The organism is Streptomyces sp. WMMB 322, from assembly GCF_900090145.1.
In the GTDB taxonomy this organism is placed as follows: Bacteria; Actinomycetota; Actinomycetes; order Streptomycetales; family Streptomycetaceae; genus Streptomyces.
The window spans coordinates 219,759-236,478 of record NZ_FMHI01000010.1; the positions used below are offsets into that span (position 1 = coordinate 219,759).

Here is a 16,720-nt window from a genome sequence, read left to right on the forward strand (position 1 = left end):
CGCGGATGAGTGGCGGATGTGCGAATTGCCTGCGCGAGGCTGTGCCGGTGTGCTGCGGACGCTGCCCACCGGGAGCGACCAGGCCGTGCCGCCGGAAGACGGTGACCACGGAAACCGCAGGCCAGGGACGCCCGAGCGGTACGGCGACGACGAGCGCGCGGCGAGGCCGGCAACTGCGGGGGTGCTCCGGCGCCCTACATGCGCGGGCGGTGTCCCCCGGCGGGGCGGTGACCGGACGGGCCGGCCGGGGCGGAAGGTAGCCTTTCACCCGTGCCAGCACTCTCCGAAGTCATCGCCGCGCTCGACGCCCTCTGGCCGCGCGAACGGGCCGAGCAGTGGGACGCCGTCGGCACCGTCTGCGGTGACGTCGGCAGTCCGCAGGCCCAGGTGGACCGCGTGCTCTTCGCGGTCGATCCCGTACAGGAGATCGCCGACGAGGCCGTCGCGCTCGGAGCCCAACTGCTCGTCACGCACCACCCGCTGTATCTGCGCGGCACGACGACCGTCGCCGCCGACACCTTCAAAGGACGCGTGATCCACACCCTGATCCGGCACGGTGTCGCCCTGCACGTCGCGCACACCAACGCGGACACCGCGGACCCCGGAGTCTCGGACGCCCTCGCCGGCGCACTCGGCCTGCACGTCCTGCGGCCCCTGGTGCCGGACACGACCGACCCGCAGGGCCGTCGCGGCCTCGGCCGCATCTGTGAACCGCCGCGCCCCATGCGGCTGTCGGAGCTCACGGAGTGGGTCGCGCAGCGGCTGCCCGTCACCGCGCAGGGCATCCGGGCGGCCGGCGACCCGGACCGTACGATCCGGACCGTCGCCGTGTGCGGAGGTTCCGGTGACTGCCTGTTCGACGAGGTGCGCGCGGCCGGCGCCGACGCGTATCTCACGGCCGACCTGCGACACCACCCCGCCTCCGAGGCCCGCGAGCACTCGCCGCTCGCGCTGCTGGACGCCGCGCACTTCGCCACCGAGTGGCCGTGGTGCGAGCAGGCGGCGGCACAGCTCGACGAGGTCTCCGACCGGCACGGCTGGGGCCTGCGCACGCATGTCTCGCGTACGGTCACCGACCCCTGGACCGCCCAAGCGGCGTCGAAGGGGCCCGCCGCCCCCGGCGCCGCGCAGAGCGGCCCTTTTGAATCCCACCGCAGCGCCACCGACGACATCACCTCGGGAGCCCCCAACTGAACGCCGCGCCCGCCGATCAGATCCGACTGCTGGACGTCCAGGCACTGGACACGCGCCTGACGCAGCTCGCACACAAGCGCAAGAACCTGCCCGAGCACGAGGAGATCCAGTCGCTGGAGGCGGACCTCGCCCAGCTGCGCGATCTGCTCGTCGCCTCCCGCACCGAGGAGAGCGACACCGCCCGCGAGCAGACCAAGGCCGAATCGGACGTCGACCAGGTGCGCCAGCGCTCGGCGCGGGACCAGAAGCGTCTCGACTCCGGCCAGGTCACCAACCCCAAGGACCTGGAGAACCTGCAGAGCGAGATCGCCTCGCTGGCCAGGCGCCAGGGAGACCTGGAGGACGTCGTCCTGGAGGTCATGGAGCGTCACGAGGCCGCCACCGAGCGGGCGGCGGAGCTGGCGCAGCGCGTCGAGGCCGTACAGGCCAAGGCCGAGGACGCGGTCGCCCGGCGCGACGCGGCCCTGGGGGAGATCGACGGCGAGGCGGGGACGGTGCGCGCGGAACGCGACTCCGTGGCCGGCACGGTTCCCGCGGACCTGCTGAAGCTGTACGAGAAGATCCGCGAGCAGCAGGGCGGTGTCGGCGCGGCCCGGCTGTTCCAGCGGCGCTGCGAGGGCTGCCGGCTGGAGCTGAACATCACCGAGCTCAACGAGGTCCGCGCGGCCCCGGAGGACGAGGTGGTGCGGTGCGAGAACTGCCGCCGGGTCCTGGTCCGTACGCCCGAGTCGGGGCTGTGATGGCGGCGGGACGCGGCCGCCGCTTCGTCGTCGAGGCGGACGGAGGCTCGCGCGGCAATCCGGGGCCCGCCGGTTACGGCGCGGTCGTACGGGACGCCGCCAGCGGTGAAGTCCTGCGGGAGACGGCCGAGTTCATCGGCCGCGCGACCAACAACGTCGCGGAGTACAAGGGACTGATCGCCGGCCTGCGCGCGGCGCACGAGCTCGACCCGCACGCGTCGGTGCGGGTGCGCATGGACTCCAAGCTCGTCGTGGAGCAGATGTCGGGGCGCTGGAAGATCAAGCACCCCGACATGCGGCCGCTCGCCGCGGAGGCGCAGCGGATCTTCCCGCCGGGTGCCGTGACCGGGTACGAGTGGATCCCCCGCGCCGAGAACGGGCACGCGGACCGCCTCGCCAACGAGGCGATGGACGCGGGCAGGCGGGGCGAGCAGTGGTCTGCCGCCGCGTCGACCGCCGAACTGGACGCGGCGGACCAGGCGGCCAGGGGCGGCGGAGCGGCCGGGACGGGCCGGGCGGACGACGCCGCCGGAGCCGGCGAGGAGCACATACGGGAGTCGCCCGGCGGCGGCAGCGCCGCGGGCACCGAGGTCTCGCACAGCGGCTGGGGCCCCGACGTGGGTCCTCCCACCACGTTCGTACTGCTGCGGCACGGCGAGACGGCACTCACCCCCGAGAAGCGTTTCTCCGGCAGCGGCGGCACCGACCCCGAACTCTCCCCGGCCGGCCTCCGCCAGGCGTACGCCGCCGGCGAGGCGCTGGCCGCGCGCGGGACGATCGAGGCCATAGTCACCTCCCCGATGCGCCGCTGCCGGGAGACGGCATCGGCCGTCGCGGAACGCACCGGCCTGAAGGTGCGCGTCGACGAGGGGCTGCGCGAGGCCGACTTCGGCGCCTGGGAAGGCCTCACCTTCGCCGAGGTGCACGAGCGTTTCCCCGGTGACCTCGAGAAGTGGCTGGAGTCGACCGAGGCGTGTCCGACGGGCGGCGGGGAGAGCTTCGCGACGGTCGGTGAACGCGTCGCCGTGACGCGGGACAGGCTGCTGGCGCGCTACCCGGGGAGGAAGGTGCTGCTCGTCACCCACGTCACGCCTGTCAAGACCCTTGTGAGGCTGGCGCTCGAAGCGCCTCCGGCCGCGCTCTTCCGCATGGAGCTCTCCGCGGCCTGTCTCTCGGCGATCGCCTACTACTCGGACGGCAACGCGTCGGTCCGTCTGCTGAACGACACGTCCCATCTGCGCTGAGGCACGCGAGGCCGGGTTCCCTGCCGGGGCCCGGCCCTGTGGGCCCGGGTGCGCACTCCTCCTGCCGCCCGGGCCGTGCGTCCTCAGGCGCGCAGTGCGGCGGCGCCTTCGGCGAGGCGCTGGATGCGGGGCCAGTCCCGGGCGGCCAGCGCACCCCCCGGAAGCATCCAAGTGCCGCCCACGCACCCGACGTTGGGCAGTGCCAGATACCCCGGCGCCCGTGCCTCGTCGATGCCGCCCGTCGGGCAGAAGCGCGCCTGCGGGAGCGGCGAGGCGAGGGACTTGAGGTAGGGGACGCCGCCGGCGGCCTCCGCCGGGAAGAACTTCATCTCCGTCACGCCGCGCTCCAGCAGGGCGACCACCTCGGACGCGGTGGACACCCCGGGCAGCGCGGGAACCCCGCAGCCGAGCATCGACTCCAGCAGCCGCTCCGTCCAGCCCGGGCTGACGAGGAAGCGCGCGCCGGCGCCCACGGCCTCCTCCGCCTGTGCGGGCGTGAGCACGGTGCCCGCGCCCACCACCGCTTCCGGCACCTCGGCGGAGATCGCCCGGATCGCCTCGTTGGCCGCGGACGTCCGCAGTGTCACCTCCACGACGGGCAGACCGCCCGCGACGAGGGCGCGGGCGAGAGGTACGGCGTCGGCCGCGTCCTCCAGGACGACGACCGGAATGACGGGCGCCAGGCCCAGCAGCGAGCCGGAGGGCGAGGGCGGTGCAGGAAACGATGCGGAGGGCGAGGACGAGGGCGAGTCCGAGTCCGAGTCCGAGTCCGAGGAAGCGGAGGGCGAAGCGGGAGCAGGAGCCATGCGCGAATCCTCTCCTCGGGGGCCGTGGCGCGCAACGCGCATTGCAGGGCACGCAATCCGTCCGGCTGCCGTCGCGTCAGAGCTCGCTGACCACCACGTCCAGTGCCCGCGGTTTCCCCGCCTTCTGCCCGGAAGCGGGCTCCTCCACCACGTGACCCAGCCCCCGCAGGGCCTCGACGAGGGCGTCGGGAGTGCGCGGCGCGGCTCCCTCCTCCAGCAGTGCGCGCACGATCCGCCCCTTCGTCGCCTTGTTGAAGTGGCTGACCACGGTCCGCTTCTCGCGACCGTCGACGAGGGCCGACTGCAACACCCTTACGGTGACGGTGCGTTCGGCCAGTTCGCCCTTGGGCTTCCACATCTGTGCGTACGCCGTCGAGCGCAGGTCGAGGACCGGGCCCGTTCCGGCGGCCTCCGGCAGCACGGCCGCCAGCGGCTCCCTCCAGTGCCCGCTCAGCGGACCCAGCCCCGGCAGCCGTACGCCGCCCGGGCAGCGGTACGAGGGAATACGGTCCTTGATCCCCACCGCGCCCCACAGGCCCGAGAAGAGCAGCAGCGACTTCGCCGCGCGCCGCTTGGCGGAGGGGCCGAGCGTGGCCAGTCCGAGGGCGTCGTAGAGGACGCCGGTGTAGATCTCACCCGCAGGCCGGGCGGGTGCCGAGCGCAGCCGTGCGTTGCGGGCGACCTCGCCGCGCAGACCCTCGCTCAGGCCGAGCACGTGCCGCGCCTTCTCCTCGTCGGCCGAGCAGAGCCCGACGAGCTCCTCCAGCACCGCCTCGCGTGCCGGTGCCAGCCCGGGCAGCGACAGCTCGTCCGGGGCGAAGGGACGTCCCCTGCCCCCGTCGGCCTTTCCTTCGGACGGCGGCAGCAGCACGAGCACGGCGGGTCTCCTCGGATACGACAGCGGTGACTGACGCGGAGCAGCGTATGGGGTGCGAGGGGGCGGGGGCACGCGGGGCTGCCGGACCACCGCGGACGGCGGGCGCCCGCCGCTGCCGGGCGGGAGAACGGGCGTCCGCGCAGCGCATCCGTTGGCGGACACCCGGGAGCGGGGTGCAGCCTTGAAGGGAAACCGCTGTTCGCGCGCGAGCGCGAAAGAGCCGGGAGACGGTGAGCACGGGCTGCACTGATCAGATCCGGAACGGGCACCGGTGCCTCCGGTCGCACCGGCGGCTGAAGGAGGCTGAGCCATGGGCAGGGCATCCGACCGGGCCAAGGTGCTCGGCGGGCTCATCTCCGCCAGCCATCTGAGCACCTTGACTCAGGTGCCCGGCGTGCTGAGCGACCAGGCCCGGCGCTTCGGCTGGTCGGAGGTGCTTCTGTACATCTCCGACATCCAGCAGACCGTGCTGACGCTGATGCCGCGCGAAGGCACGGACGGCCGCAGCGACAGCGGTGACGCGCCCGCCGAGCTGCCGATCGACGGCACCGCGCCGGGCAGGGCCTTCCAGCTCGGCGCGATCCTCCCCACCTCCGCGCGCGGTGGCCAGTGGTGGGTGCCGGTGCTGAACGGCACGGAACGGGTGGGTCTGATGCGTGTCACGGCGTCGGAGGCCGACGAGGGCTGCATGCAGGACATGCGGGAGCTGGCCGGTCTGGTCGCGCTGCTGCTGGTGACCAAGCGCGGTACCAGCGACGCCTACGCCCGCCTGGTGCGACGGCGCCGCATGAACGTGGCCGCGGAGATGGAGTGGCGTCTGATGCCGCCGCGGACGTTCGCGACGGACCGGGCCGTCGTCAGCGCGCTCATGGAGCCCGCCTACCAGGTCAGCGGGGACGCCTTCGACTACGCCTTCGCCGACGGCACGGTGCACTTGTGCGTCATCGACGCCATGGGCCACGACACGGCCGCCGGCCTCACGGCGAACCTCGCGGTGGCGGCCTGCCGGAACCACCGCCGTCAGGGAAGCGACCTGGTGGAGACGTCGAACGGGATGGAGAAGGCCCTCGTCGACCAGTTCGAGGACAGCCGCTACGCCACGGGCGTCCTCGCCGACCTCGATGTGGGCACCGGCCTTCTGACCTGGATCAGCCGCGGCCACTACCCGCCTGTGGTCATCCGCGGAGGCCGCTTCGCCGTGCCGCTCGAATGCTCGCCGGCGCCGCCGATGGGCACCGGGCTGGGGCTCGGCGCGGACCTCTGCCGCGAGCAGCTGGAACCCGGCGACCGGCTGCTGCTGTACACCGACGGGATCACCGAGGCACGCAACCCGGACGGCGAGGAGTTCGGCCTCGACCGCTTCACCGACTTCCTGATCAGGCACCACAGCGACGGCCTGCCCGTCCCGGAGACGCTGCGCCGCCTCATCCGCCACCACCTCGACTACCACCGGGGCAAGCTGAGCGACGACGCCACGGTGCTCCTCCTGGAGTGGCACGGCCCGGTTCCGTACCCGCCCGGCCAGGCCGAGGCCCTTGTGGGACTGCCCGCGGGGAGCGCGCCGGCGAGGCTGGACCGCCCTGCCCGCTGAGGCGGTCGAGGCCGCAACAATCCGGGTCTCGGCAGGTGCCGCGGCGGCGTAGGGATGCGGCGGGATCTCAGAGGTCGATGACGACCAGGGCGATGTCGTCTGCGGCGCCCTCGCTGACTCCGAGCCCGGCCAGCACGTCGTCCGCGACCTGCTCCGCGTCCAGCCCTCCGCAGGAGGCGAGAACCTGCGTCAGCCGGGCGATGCCGCGGTCGATGTCCTCGCCCCGGCGTTCCACCAGCCCGTCGGTGAACAGCACCAGGGACTCACCGGTGGTGTAGGAGGCGTGTGCCTCCGGCCGGGGCCCGGTCTGGAGACCTGCGGCCAGCGGCGGGTCCGTGGCCCGGTCCAGCAGCTCGCAGGCGCCGTCACGGTGCAGCAGTACGGGCGGGAGGTGCCCGGCGCTGCTGTAGGTGATCAGCCGCTCCTGCGGGTCGACCCTGACCTTGACGGCCGTCGCGCACTGCGCTCCCTCCACCGACCCCGCGTAGAGGTCCAGGATCTGAAGGGCTCTGGCGGGCCGGTCCGTCGCGCGCATGGCGGCGCTCAGAGCGCTGCGCAGCATCCCCATGATCCCGGCCGCCTCCAGGCCGTGGCCGACGACGTCTCCGACCGCCGCGGTGAACCCGTCCCCCGGCACGTCCGCGACGTCGTACCAGTCCCCGCACACGTTGAGCGTTCCGACCGCGGGCAGGTAGCGGACGGCTACTCCCGGACGGGGGAGGCCGGGGGAGTAGAGCATCGCCTCCTGGAGCGTGAGGGCGACCCGGCTCTCCCTGGCGTGTGCGCGCCGCAGCTCCTCGTTGGCCTTCTGCAGTTCCTGGGCCCGCGCGTACAGCTCCGACTCGGCGGTGCGGAACCGTTCGGCGGTGGCCTCGCCGGCGGACGGAAGGTGGCGGTCACGTTCCTTGATGAAGGCCGTCACGTCCTCCACGCGGTGGATGATGTGCACCACCGAACCGTCGGGGCCGATGACGGGGGTGTTGATCGGCGACCACCAGCGCTCCTCGAACTCGCCGGGACGGCTGACGACGGGGATGTCGTACTTCTGCAGCGCCATCGTGTCGACCCTGCGCAGCTCGAGGACCCGGTGCAGCGAAGCAGCCAGGTTGACCACTCCGTGCGACCACGGGTCATCGGGGTTCGGCGGGAAGGCGTCGAAGACGTACTGACCCACGAGGTCGTCGCGCGTCCGGCCCGTGGCCCGCAGGTACGCGCGGTTCGCGTCCACGATGTACAGCCCCGGATCGACCACCAGGTACGGGCTGGGCGTGGCCGCGAACAGCGCTTCGTAGTCGATCTCCGATCTCTCCACCGGCTCCCGCCAACCCCCCTGTCGGCTGTGCTCCCGAATCTAGGCCTGTCCCCGGCTCCCCGCCCGCCGGGCGCGGCCGTCCGTGCGGCGGCGCGGGACGTACCGGCAGCGGCATGGCCGCCCCGGCCGGCGGGCAGCAATCAACGGACCGGGAAGAAACGGGCGAAAGCCGATGACCGCCGCACGGCGGGGCCACGCCCCGCGTGGCCGCGGCTGTGCTGTGCCGACGCCCCTGATGGCTTGCCGTGCGGCCCGGGCCCCTGCCGGATCTGCCGTGCCGGCGGCCCCGTGCTCCGCCCGAGCTCGTCCCGTGCGACTTCACAGGAGCCACATGCTGAGGACCGGGATCGCAGTCGGCGCCGCACTGGTCGTGACGTGCGCGTTCAACGTGCCCCCGGCCCACGCCGCCCGGGTCGTCACCCTCGCCGGCCCCGGTTTCCAGGTGGCCGCGAGGTCAGGGGTGACCTCGGTCAGTCCGTCGCGCTCCTACACGATCACGTTCGCCTCGGTGCGGCTGCGGGAGCGCTACGTTCCCCATCTCACCGACGGGGTGGCACAGTTGAGGGCGGCCGGCGTGAAGGTGACCATCGGCGGCGTGGAAGACGTCGACCCGGCGGTGTGCCCGCCGCGGGGGCACATCCAGTTCACGCAGACGTACCGGCCCGTGGGACGCGGCGGCTACAGCCGCGGCATGCCCTGCCCGGCCCCGGAGAAGGGCGTCGCGGCGGGCGGCGTGGTGACCATGGACAGCGAATACTTCGACGGCACCTGGGACATCGCCCCGCACAAGCTGCGGAACACCTTCACGCACGAGATGCTGCACGTCTTCGGCCTCGGCCACCCGAACCTCGACCGGGACGGCGACGGCAGCGTCGAACCGTACGAGTGCGTGACGGACCCGCACGGCACCAGCCCCGTGATGTGCTCACCGAACGGCGGCCACAGGAGTGCCGCAGGGGCGGGGAGGCTCACCGGGTTCGACGTGGCCGGGATCAGGGCGCTTCTCGCCAACTTCGGTCTCAGCGGGTCCGGTTGAGAGCGATCGAAGGCGCTGCAGCCCGGTACCCGGACGGTTGCGCACAACGGGCCGGCGCGGCGGGCGGTTCCGGGCCGGAGCGCTTCAGCGGGCGCGGCGTCCGCCGAACCGCAGCGTGCGGCAGGCGAGTTGCACCACGAGCCGGTGGTCGGGAAGGGCGAGGTTCACATCGAGCAGGCTCTCCACCCGTGCGATCCGCTCCGCGACGGTGTTGCGGTGGACCCCCAGATACGCGGCCGTCGACGAGGCGGACGACTCGTGCTCGAGATACGCCTCGACCGTCCGGATCAGCTCCGTCTCACCGCGCTCGGAGAGCGGCTTGAGGATCTGCCGTGCGTAGGTCTGGAACGACTCCAGGCTGTACCAGTCGGCGAGGAGCTGCTGCAGGTCCAGCTCGTCGATGTGCGCCACATGCACCCCTCGAGCCGCCGCGCCGGCGAGCAGGCACGCCTGCCGTGCTTCGGTGAGGGTCCTGGCCAGGCCCTCCGGCCCTTCACGGGGACGTCCCACTCCCGCCGTCAGCGGTGCCTCGTCGGAGAGCGAAGTCAGCGCGGCACGCAGCTGCTTGACCATGTCGCCGGAGGCGGCATGCGCCGGCTCGCGTTCAGTGGTGACCCAGAACGCCCAGCCCTCGCCCCGCTCCACGAGGTGCCCGCCGAGGCCCTGTTCGCCGAGCGCGGCGTTCAGCAGGTCGGCCGTCCGCCGCCGCCAGTTCGGGGCGGGCCGGAGCGAGCGCAGATGGACGCCCGTGTGCCAACCGTGCATCTGCCAGCCGAGTTTCAGGCCGCCCTCCGCCACCTCGCGGTTGGGGCTGTTGGGCTTCTTCAGCAACTCGGAGAGCAGATCGCGGCGTTCGCTCAGTTCGCGTTCGCCCTCCATGCGGCGCCGGGCGACCCAGCCGGTGATCGCGGACGCCGCGAGCGTCGCCGCCTGTTCCGCTGTCGTCGTCCACGTCCGCGGCCCCGGCGGGAGCCGCACCGCGAGCCACACGTCCGGCCCGGACTGGACGTCGAGAGTGACGGGCACGAGCACGAGGTCGCCGTCGCGGCTGTCGGAGTCCGCGGGCAGAGTGTGCGGGGAGGGGTCGGCCAGCGCGCCCTCCGGAAGCGCCACCGCGGACCCGGCCAGCACCGTGCCGACCGGGTCGATCAGGCTTGCCCGGCCGCTGAGCATGCGCGCCAACGTCTCCAGGACGGGGCCCGGTTCGGCGTGGCGGCGGCGCAGCTGACGGCCGAGCTGGCTGAGCACGTCCGCCCGCACCAGCTCGGGCGCGTGGACGACTCGGTCGAGCTGCCGCGCCAGCTGAAGAGGGTCCTTGAACGCGGCGACGAGGAGCGGCATCCCCAGCTTGTCGGCCAGCCGCGCGGCGGAGCCGACCAGATGAGGCCCCTTCGTCACGACGAACCCGACTGCGCCCGCCGCCCGTACGGCGCTGAGCATCATGTCCAGCACGACGAGTTCGGTGTCGCCGGGAGCCGCGATGACGAGCGCACCGGTCTGCACCGACTCCGCGCTGGCCAGGGTGGAGACGACCTCGATCGAGCACACCTCGTGGTCGAGGCCGGCCTTTCCGGCGGCGAGGTGGGCGCCCGCCAGGCCTTCCAGCCCGCACAGCATGCGGACCGTGACCGGCTGCCACGGCGTCGTCATCCGGCCGTTCCCTCCAGCGGTACGTAGTCCATGTCGTATCCGAACGCCCGCGGCCCCAGCAGCTCCAGCCCGGCCGCGCTGCGCCACTGAGGGTGGCACGGAATCCCCAGCACCTCGACCCACAAGCCGTAGCGGACCCGCTCGGCCGTCAGGCACGTGCCCGACTCCTGTTCCAGAACGCAGATCAGGTCCGGGACGCAGGCGACGATGCCTCCGTCCTCGATCGCGACCAGGTACTCGTTCTGCATCTCGATGCGCAGTGCGCGGTCGGGCTGTCCGCTGTGCTCGACGACGACGGTGCCCGCCGGGAACTGGCCCAGGTGCCGCCGCGGCACCTCGACGACCTTGCCCTCGAAGAGGGTCCGGGCCCCGTAGCGCGCCGCCAGCCCTTCCCGGTCGCGCTCTTCGAGCATGCGTCCCATGTCGAGCGCCATGGAATAGGTGCCGACCAGCATGCCTCTGTCGATCTCGTCCATGCGCAGCGGCCGCCAGGCCATGCCGGCCCAGCCGCCCATCGCGGGCATCGACAGCCGGATCACCGACTCCGCGTCGGCGCTGTTCACCCCGTCCACGAGGAGGTTGGACCCCTTGTCGGCGGTGAACGCCGCCGGCGTCAGGTCGATCCCGGCCAGCGTCAGCGTGGTCTGGCTGAGCTTCGTGACGCCGCGCCCCGTGCCGTCCGCGTCCACGAGGGGGAGTCCGAGCTGCGCGGCCGCGATGACCGGGATCACCGCCATGATGCCGGTCATCGCCACGCCGACCACCGCCTGCACCGTGACACCGGTGTGGCCTTCGACCCCGCGTATCGCGCGGGCGATCTCGCTGCCCTCGTACGGCTTTTCATGCATGACCGTGCCGGAGCCGACGAAACCGACCGGCACCGCCAGGCTTCCGGGCGGCAGTTCGGCAGGTTTCACGACTTCGACGGGGCCGTGCTCCCGCAACGCCCGGCGGAGGATGGGTTCCACGAGTTCGGTGCCGGTGCCGCCACCTCCGCCCGTACCGAGCAGCATCGCGGCCTTGGAGAGTGCCGGTACGTCGTCAAGTGTGATCTGCCACATGCCCACCATTGTGGTGGTGCTCACCGGACCGAAGCGGTCAATGACCGAACTGACATATGCCTGATGGCAGGCCTCAGGCGAGCCGCACGGCGGGGTGGTAGTCCTCGTCGATACCGAAGGCCCGCGGCCCGAAGGCGGCCAGCGCCTCGGGGGTGCGCAGCTGGGCCGGTGCGCAGATCACGAACACCCGCACACGCTGCCCGTACGCCAGTCCCTCGGTGGTGACCGGTTCCCCCGAGTCCGCGTGCAGCACGGTCACGAGATCGGGTACGAGGGCGACCGTGCGGCCGTCGACGCGTGCCGCCAGGTTCTCGTTCTGGAAGACGAGTTCGCACGTCGTTCCGGTGCCGTCGGTGCCGTCGAGGCCGTTGCCCACGGTGCCGTCGCTCCCGGTGCCGTCCGCGCGGACGCCGTCCGCCGCGACGAGCGCACGTCCCCGTGCGAAGCCGTCCGTCGTGCGGCGCTCCACGTCGACGACCTTGCCGCAGAAGACGGCCCGCCCGTGCCGGTACACCGTGTGCGGCAGCGCCTCCTGGAGCGCGGCGACCGGGTCGGTGTGCCGCTCCCTCGCCTCGCGCACGGCCCGCCCCAGCCGCACGGCCGTGCTCACGGTGCGCGGCACCGCCGTGCGGCGGACGTCGCGGCCGCTCATGGGGTAGATGGCCATCGACGCGGAGGCGCCCATGCTGACGGCGAGGGCGCGGGCCAGCGATTCCAGCCGCCTGTTGTCCGAGCCGGTCTCGACGACGGCCACACTGCCGTGCTCGTCGGCCATCGCCATGGGCGAGCCGGGCATACTGCGGGCGCCGAACGTCGTCATCGACAGCTCGGGGAACGCCCGGCCCATGCCGTCGGCGTCGACGACCGGTAACGCGAGCTGCGCCGCCGCCAGCAGCGGGACCATCGAGTTCATGCCGCCGCACTCGGCGGGCATCGTGGCGGTGACCGGTCTGCCCAGGCGCTTCTCCAACGCGCGTAGAGCGCGGGCCGCTTCCGTGCCGTTCGGGAGCTTCTCGACCAGGACGGTCGGCGCTCCCAGCATGGCCGTGGTGACGACGAGGCCGTCCTCGTCCAGCTCGTCCGGATCGAGGAACCGGACGTGCCCCGCGGCCGATTCGAGCGCATCGGCCGCCAGCGACTCACCCAGGTAGGGGTCGCCCCCGCCGCCCGCGCCGAGCAGCGCGGCACCACGGGCGAGGTCGGGCAGATCGGTGAGATCGAGGTTCCACGCCATCAGCTGATCCCGCGCCCGTGCGTCGCCGGGGACGGCGCGGACGACCGCGCGGACGACGGTGCGGAGCCCGGGGCCAGGTCGCCGACGGCTTTCACGCGGATGCGCGTCGCGTTGCCCGGCAGGTACGCGAGGGGGATCTCCTCCACCTCGACGATCTCCACCGTGCCGGGGCCGGCGCCGGCGATGAGGGCACGGTCGGTGGCCTCCTGCTTGGCGGTGTCCAGCGCGGCGTCCCGCTGACCCGGCTGGATTGCGAAGATCCGGTCGACATCGCCGCTGATCTGGGCGATGGCGGCACCGACCGCGTTGGCGACGGCGAACTGCTCCGGCCGCAGCACCGAGGACGCCAGCGGGAACTCCTCGGGCAGCAGCACGCTTCCGCCCCCCACCAGGACGACGGGGACGGGCTCCCGGCTGGTGCGCATCCGGTCGATCGTCCCGGTGATCCGGTCCGTCACATAGCCCAGTCCCGCCCTCACCAGGTCACGGTCCAGGGAGGCCACCCGTTGCGGGTCGCCGATCCGCGCACGGCCCGCGGCGACCACGAGGTCCGTGGCCGTCAGGGTCTTCCCCCCGAACACCACGGCCTCGTCCTGCAGCCGGTAACCGACGCTGTCCGGGCCCACTTCGACGTCCGCGCCGTCCTGCCGCACGAGGCTGCCTCCGCCGACGCCGAACGAGAGCACGTCGGGCATGCGGAAGTTCGTGCGGATGCCGCCCACGCTCACTTCCGTGCTCGCCTCACGGGGGAAGCCGCGGTGCAGCATGCCGACGTCGGTCGTCGTGCCGCCGACGTCGACGACCGCGCAGTCGTCGACACCGGACAGATAAGCCGCGCCGCGCATCGAGTTGGTCGGCCCGGACGCGAACGTCATCACCGGGTACTGGCGGGCGTAGTCGACGCCCATGAGCGTCCCGTCGTTCTGGCTGAGGTAGAGCGGGGCGTGGAGGCCGATGGTGCGCAGCGTCGCCACCATGCCGTCGCAGATGCGCTCCGCGAGTTCACCGAGGGCGGCGTTGATGACTGTGGCGTTCTCCCGTTCCAGCAGGCCGGTGCGGCCGACTTCGTGGGAGAGGCTGACCCGCAGACCGGGCAGCCGCTCGGCGAGGATCTCCGCGGCCCGCAGCTCGAACTCTGAGTTGACGAGCGAGAAGACCGACGTGATGGCGACCGAACGGACCTCGGCGGCGGCGAGTTCGTCGGCGATCCTGTGCAGTTCGCCGGGGTCGAGTTCGGAGATGACGCGCCCGTCGTACTCGTGGCCGCCGTGGCACAGGTAGGTGTGGCCGCCGATGGCGCTCACCAGGTTGTCGGGCCAGCCCACCAGTGGGGGCAGCGACTGGGTGGCGGGCAGGCCCAGCCGGACGGCGGCGGTCGGAGCCAGGTCACGTGCCTCGACGATCGCGTTGATGAAGTGGGTCGTCCCGAGCATCACGCCGGTGAGGGCAGCCGGGTCGAAGTCCCGCTGCTCCCGCAGGTGTTGCACGGCCCGCACGATTCCGTCCGTCACGTCGGGAGTCGTGGTGACCTTCGCGTCGGCCAGCACCGAGTCGCCGTCCATCAGCACGGCGTCCGTGTTCGTTCCGCCGACGTCGATACCGATCCGCATGTGGTGAGAACTCCTCGGTCATGGACGTGCCGGGCTGGGGACGAGCGGGAACGCCACGGTACGGGCGAAGTTCACGGCGTCCAACCTGCCGGAGGACGATTTCCGGCCAAGGGTCTCCGGCGCGGTTCGGAGGAACATGCCATTGGCGGCGAGGGCGCGGCGCGGAAAATGGCCGGAAACGGGGAAAGGACCCGAGGTTGCACGCGCGCACACCCGGAACGGAATCCGGTTCTTCCGAATTACCGAAAGCCCGGCGAGCATTGCGCAGACCTTCCGGGGAATGCGATACGCCACGGATGTCCCGTTCCGGAAGCGGTACGGGACACGAACTCCCCTTGTCGACAAGGAATGTTGCTCCACCCGGATGTGAACTCCTGGCGCGGTGCCCGGCTTCGGGCACCTTGGGGGGTGGCCCGGCGGGGTGCGCATCGACCACCGAATACTAGGCGCGGCACCGTACCGGCGCAGTGGGCAAAGTGCCGGTCCCGCGTCGGGTGCCAGTGCAGGGTGCACAGTACGGCCTCGCGCGAGGACCCCGTCAGCAGCGGCGAGGCGCCGGGGAAGGCCGTGCAGGGTGTCACCCCGAGGGCCCGGCGTGTGCACTGTGACCACTTCCTCAAGGCGGCAAAGCTGCTTACGGTAAGGCCTTGGCAGGAAGAACACCGCCGTCACGAAAGCCACGGAGCACGCCCATGGCAACTGGCCGTCCCCCCACGGACGTTGCGCAGGGAGAAGACACGACCGAGCCCCCTCGCCACCGGCGCACGGCCACGGCTTCGACCGAGCCGCGGCCCCATTCCGTGTATGCCGTGGTGCCCCGTTCCAAGGACAAGCTGATCGAACTGGTGGAATTCCTGGCACCCATTCCTGAAGCGGTTCCCGTCGCCCGCCGTCACGTAGTGGAAATGCTGGAGGGTTGGGGCTTGAGCGCGCTGTCGGAGACGGCGGCGTTACTGACGTGCGAACTGGTCGCGAATGCCGTGAAACACGGCACTCCGCCCGCCGGCACCCTGACGGAGCGCGCAGGGCAGCAGATAGTGCTGACGGTGCGCCACAGCGAAGGGCTGATCATCGAGGTCTGGGACCCCGGGTCGAAGGGCCTGCACCCCCGGGTGCGCAGGGCCGCGCTCCACGACGAGGTCGGCCGCGGGCTCCACATGGTCGCCACCCTGAGCCGCGCCTGGGGCCACTACTCGCCCGCGTACGGCGGCAGGACCGTCTGGTACGAACTCGCGCTCCCGGGCGCTGACGAGGGGGAACGGGCACCTGCCCGCTGAGCCGACCGCGGCCACGGGGGGGCCGCGGTCGGGAGCCGGCCCCTCCGACCGGCGTTGCCGCCTGGACGGCCACGGGTACCGGCACGGTGGCAGGGCGCCCTCGGCCAGAGGGTCCTGCCACCATGAGGGTGCGCCCCGCCGGGGGACGACGGCCGCCGCCCGGAGCTGCGGGCCCCCGGGCGCCTCACCCCGCGGGGGGCGCGCCCTCAGCCGTTCCTCGCACCAGGGCCTAAGGACCGAAGGTCGTCAGGAAGCGGTCGCGGAAGCTGTCCATCCGCCAGACCGGGGCCTTCTTGCCGGGCTTCAGCCCCTCCTCCCAGCCCCAGCCGGACACCCGGTCCATCACCTTCGGATCGTGGGCGACGACCGAGATCGGCACGTCCCGGCTGACGTGATTGCCGACGACGGCAGGCACGGGCTGGTGGTCGCCCAGGAACACCAGCACGGTGTCCTCGTCGCCGTACTCCGCCACGTAGTCGGTGAGGCTGCGTATCGAGTACTCGACGGAACGCCGGTACTCGGTGCGCAACTGACGCGGGTCCTTCCACACGTCCTCGGGGTCCTTGCCCGCCTTCTTCTGCGCGTGGAAAAGGGAACCGTCACCGAGCTCGTCCCAGCCGACCGTCGTGGGCAGGGGCGCCCACGGGTTGTGGCTGGTGGCGAGTATGACCGTCGTCATCAGCGGCCTGCGGTCCTTCCTGCCGTTCTCCAAGCGCTCGAAGGCCTTCAGCTTGATCTAGCGCGGAACCCTGGGCGTTCACGCTGGGGAGGAAGCGTTTCTTGGCGCTGTTCTGACCCGCGCGGGTGCACGGGTCTGCGCTGTTGACTTCAGCCGGGACGTTTCTGGTTCTCGATGTACTCCTTGATGACGGCGAGCGGGGCGTCCCCGCACGAGGCGGCGAAGTAGGACGGCGACCAGAAGTGCTCACCCCACAGGTACTTGCGGATGTGGTCGGGGAACTCTTGCCGCAGGCGCCGGGCGGAGACGCCCTTGAGGGAGCCTACGAGCCGGGAGATGGCGACCTTGGGCGGGTAGTGCACGAGCAGGTGGACGTGATCGCGTTCCCCGTTGAACTCCCGCAGCTGCG

The 16,720-nt window shown here is 72.2% G+C and carries 15 protein-coding genes; 6 read left to right on the forward strand and 9 right to left on the reverse strand.

From position 1 onward, the window contains the following. The first annotated feature begins 270 nt into the window (after nt 1-270). From H180DRAFT_RS17765 to H180DRAFT_RS30110, 3 genes are read left to right on the forward strand one after another with little or no spacing between them, the layout of a single operon-like run. The gene (locus tag H180DRAFT_RS17765) at nt 271-1,194 is read left to right on the forward strand and encodes a Nif3-like dinuclear metal center hexameric protein (RefSeq protein ID WP_055487052.1); all 924 of its coding nucleotides are present in this window, start codon (nt 271-273) and stop codon (nt 1,192-1,194) included. Further along, entirely contained in the window at nt 1,191-1,934 is a 744-nt protein-coding gene (locus tag H180DRAFT_RS30105) for a zinc ribbon domain-containing protein (RefSeq protein ID WP_055487053.1), read from the forward strand. Before H180DRAFT_RS17765 ends, H180DRAFT_RS30105 begins: the two co-directional genes overlap by 4 nt. Then, on the forward strand, nt 1,934-3,178 hold the full coding sequence (locus H180DRAFT_RS30110; protein ID WP_055487054.1) for a bifunctional RNase H/acid phosphatase: 1,245 nt from the start codon (nt 1,934-1,936) through the stop codon (nt 3,176-3,178). Before H180DRAFT_RS30105 ends, H180DRAFT_RS30110 begins: the two co-directional genes overlap by 1 nt. Nucleotides 3,179-3,261: 83 nt before the next feature. Here H180DRAFT_RS30110 and eda read toward each other — a convergent pair whose 3' ends face one another. Further along, complete coding sequence (eda, locus tag H180DRAFT_RS17780; RefSeq protein WP_079100189.1) at nt 3,262-3,984, reverse strand: bifunctional 4-hydroxy-2-oxoglutarate aldolase/2-dehydro-3-deoxy-phosphogluconate aldolase; 723 nt, start codon at nt 3,982-3,984, stop codon at nt 3,262-3,264. 76 nt (nt 3,985-4,060) lie between these two features. After that, nucleotides 4,061-4,861, reverse strand: coding sequence for a peroxide stress protein YaaA (yaaA, locus tag H180DRAFT_RS17785; protein WP_055487055.1), 801 nt, complete (start codon nt 4,859-4,861; stop codon nt 4,061-4,063). Between the two features lie 310 nt (nt 4,862-5,171). Between yaaA and H180DRAFT_RS17790 the strand changes: the two genes are divergently transcribed. Further along, entirely contained in the window at nt 5,172-6,452 is a 1,281-nt protein-coding gene (locus H180DRAFT_RS17790) for a PP2C family protein-serine/threonine phosphatase (protein WP_055487056.1), read from the forward strand. 67 nt (nt 6,453-6,519) lie between these two features. Here the strand turns inward: H180DRAFT_RS17790 and H180DRAFT_RS17795 are convergent, their stop codons facing one another. Beyond that, nucleotides 6,520-7,764, reverse strand: a complete 1,245-nt coding sequence (locus tag H180DRAFT_RS17795; RefSeq protein ID WP_055487057.1) for a PP2C family protein-serine/threonine phosphatase — start codon at nt 7,762-7,764, stop codon at nt 6,520-6,522. Nucleotides 7,765-8,095: 331 nt separating this feature from the next. Here H180DRAFT_RS17795 and H180DRAFT_RS17800 point away from each other — a divergent pair, with 331 nt between their 5' ends. Beyond that, nucleotides 8,096-8,800, forward strand: a complete 705-nt coding sequence (locus H180DRAFT_RS17800; protein ID WP_055487058.1) for a zinc metalloprotease — start codon at nt 8,096-8,098, stop codon at nt 8,798-8,800. Nucleotides 8,801-8,884: 84 nt separating this feature from the next. On the opposite strand, the gene H180DRAFT_RS17805 is transcribed toward H180DRAFT_RS17800, so the two are convergent. The 4 genes from H180DRAFT_RS17805 to H180DRAFT_RS17820 are packed head-to-tail and all read right to left on the reverse strand — an operon-like array spanning nt 8,885 to nt 14,355. Further along, complete coding sequence (locus tag H180DRAFT_RS17805) at nt 8,885-10,450, reverse strand: helix-turn-helix domain-containing protein (RefSeq protein ID WP_055487059.1); 1,566 nt, start codon at nt 10,448-10,450, stop codon at nt 8,885-8,887. After that, nucleotides 10,447-11,535: a DUF917 domain-containing protein gene (locus H180DRAFT_RS17810; RefSeq protein WP_139151405.1), complete on the reverse strand. Its 1,089-nt coding sequence runs from the start codon at nt 11,533-11,535 to the stop codon at nt 10,447-10,449. Before H180DRAFT_RS17810 ends, H180DRAFT_RS17805 begins: the two co-directional genes overlap by 4 nt. A 49-nt stretch (nt 11,536-11,584) precedes the next feature. Beyond that, nucleotides 11,585-12,745, reverse strand: a complete 1,161-nt coding sequence (locus H180DRAFT_RS17815) for a DUF917 domain-containing protein (RefSeq protein WP_055487061.1) — start codon at nt 12,743-12,745, stop codon at nt 11,585-11,587. Further along, nucleotides 12,745-14,355 carry a hydantoinase/oxoprolinase N-terminal domain-containing protein gene (locus tag H180DRAFT_RS17820; protein WP_055487062.1) on the reverse strand — a complete coding sequence of 537 codons (1,611 nt, stop codon included), beginning with the start codon at nt 14,353-14,355 and terminating at the stop codon, nt 12,745-12,747. The genes H180DRAFT_RS17815 and H180DRAFT_RS17820 overlap by 1 nt, the downstream gene beginning before the upstream one ends. Before the next feature lie 809 nt (nt 14,356-15,164). On the opposite strand from H180DRAFT_RS17820, the gene H180DRAFT_RS17825 reads away from it, so the two are divergent. Next, the gene (locus H180DRAFT_RS17825) at nt 15,165-15,632 is read left to right on the forward strand and encodes an ATP-binding protein (protein ID WP_055487063.1); all 468 of its coding nucleotides are present in this window, start codon (nt 15,165-15,167) and stop codon (nt 15,630-15,632) included. A 229-nt stretch (nt 15,633-15,861) separates the two neighbouring features. On the opposite strand, the gene H180DRAFT_RS17830 is transcribed toward H180DRAFT_RS17825, so the two are convergent. Further along, a complete protein-coding gene (locus H180DRAFT_RS17830) occupies nt 15,862-16,311 on the reverse strand; it encodes an alkaline phosphatase family protein (RefSeq protein WP_139151406.1) in 450 nt (149 codons plus the stop codon). A gap of 149 nt (nt 16,312-16,460) precedes the next feature. Continuing rightward, on the reverse strand, nt 16,461-16,720 hold a 260-nt coding region (tnpA, locus tag H180DRAFT_RS17835; protein WP_055487065.1), incomplete at its 5' end, for an IS200/IS605 family transposase.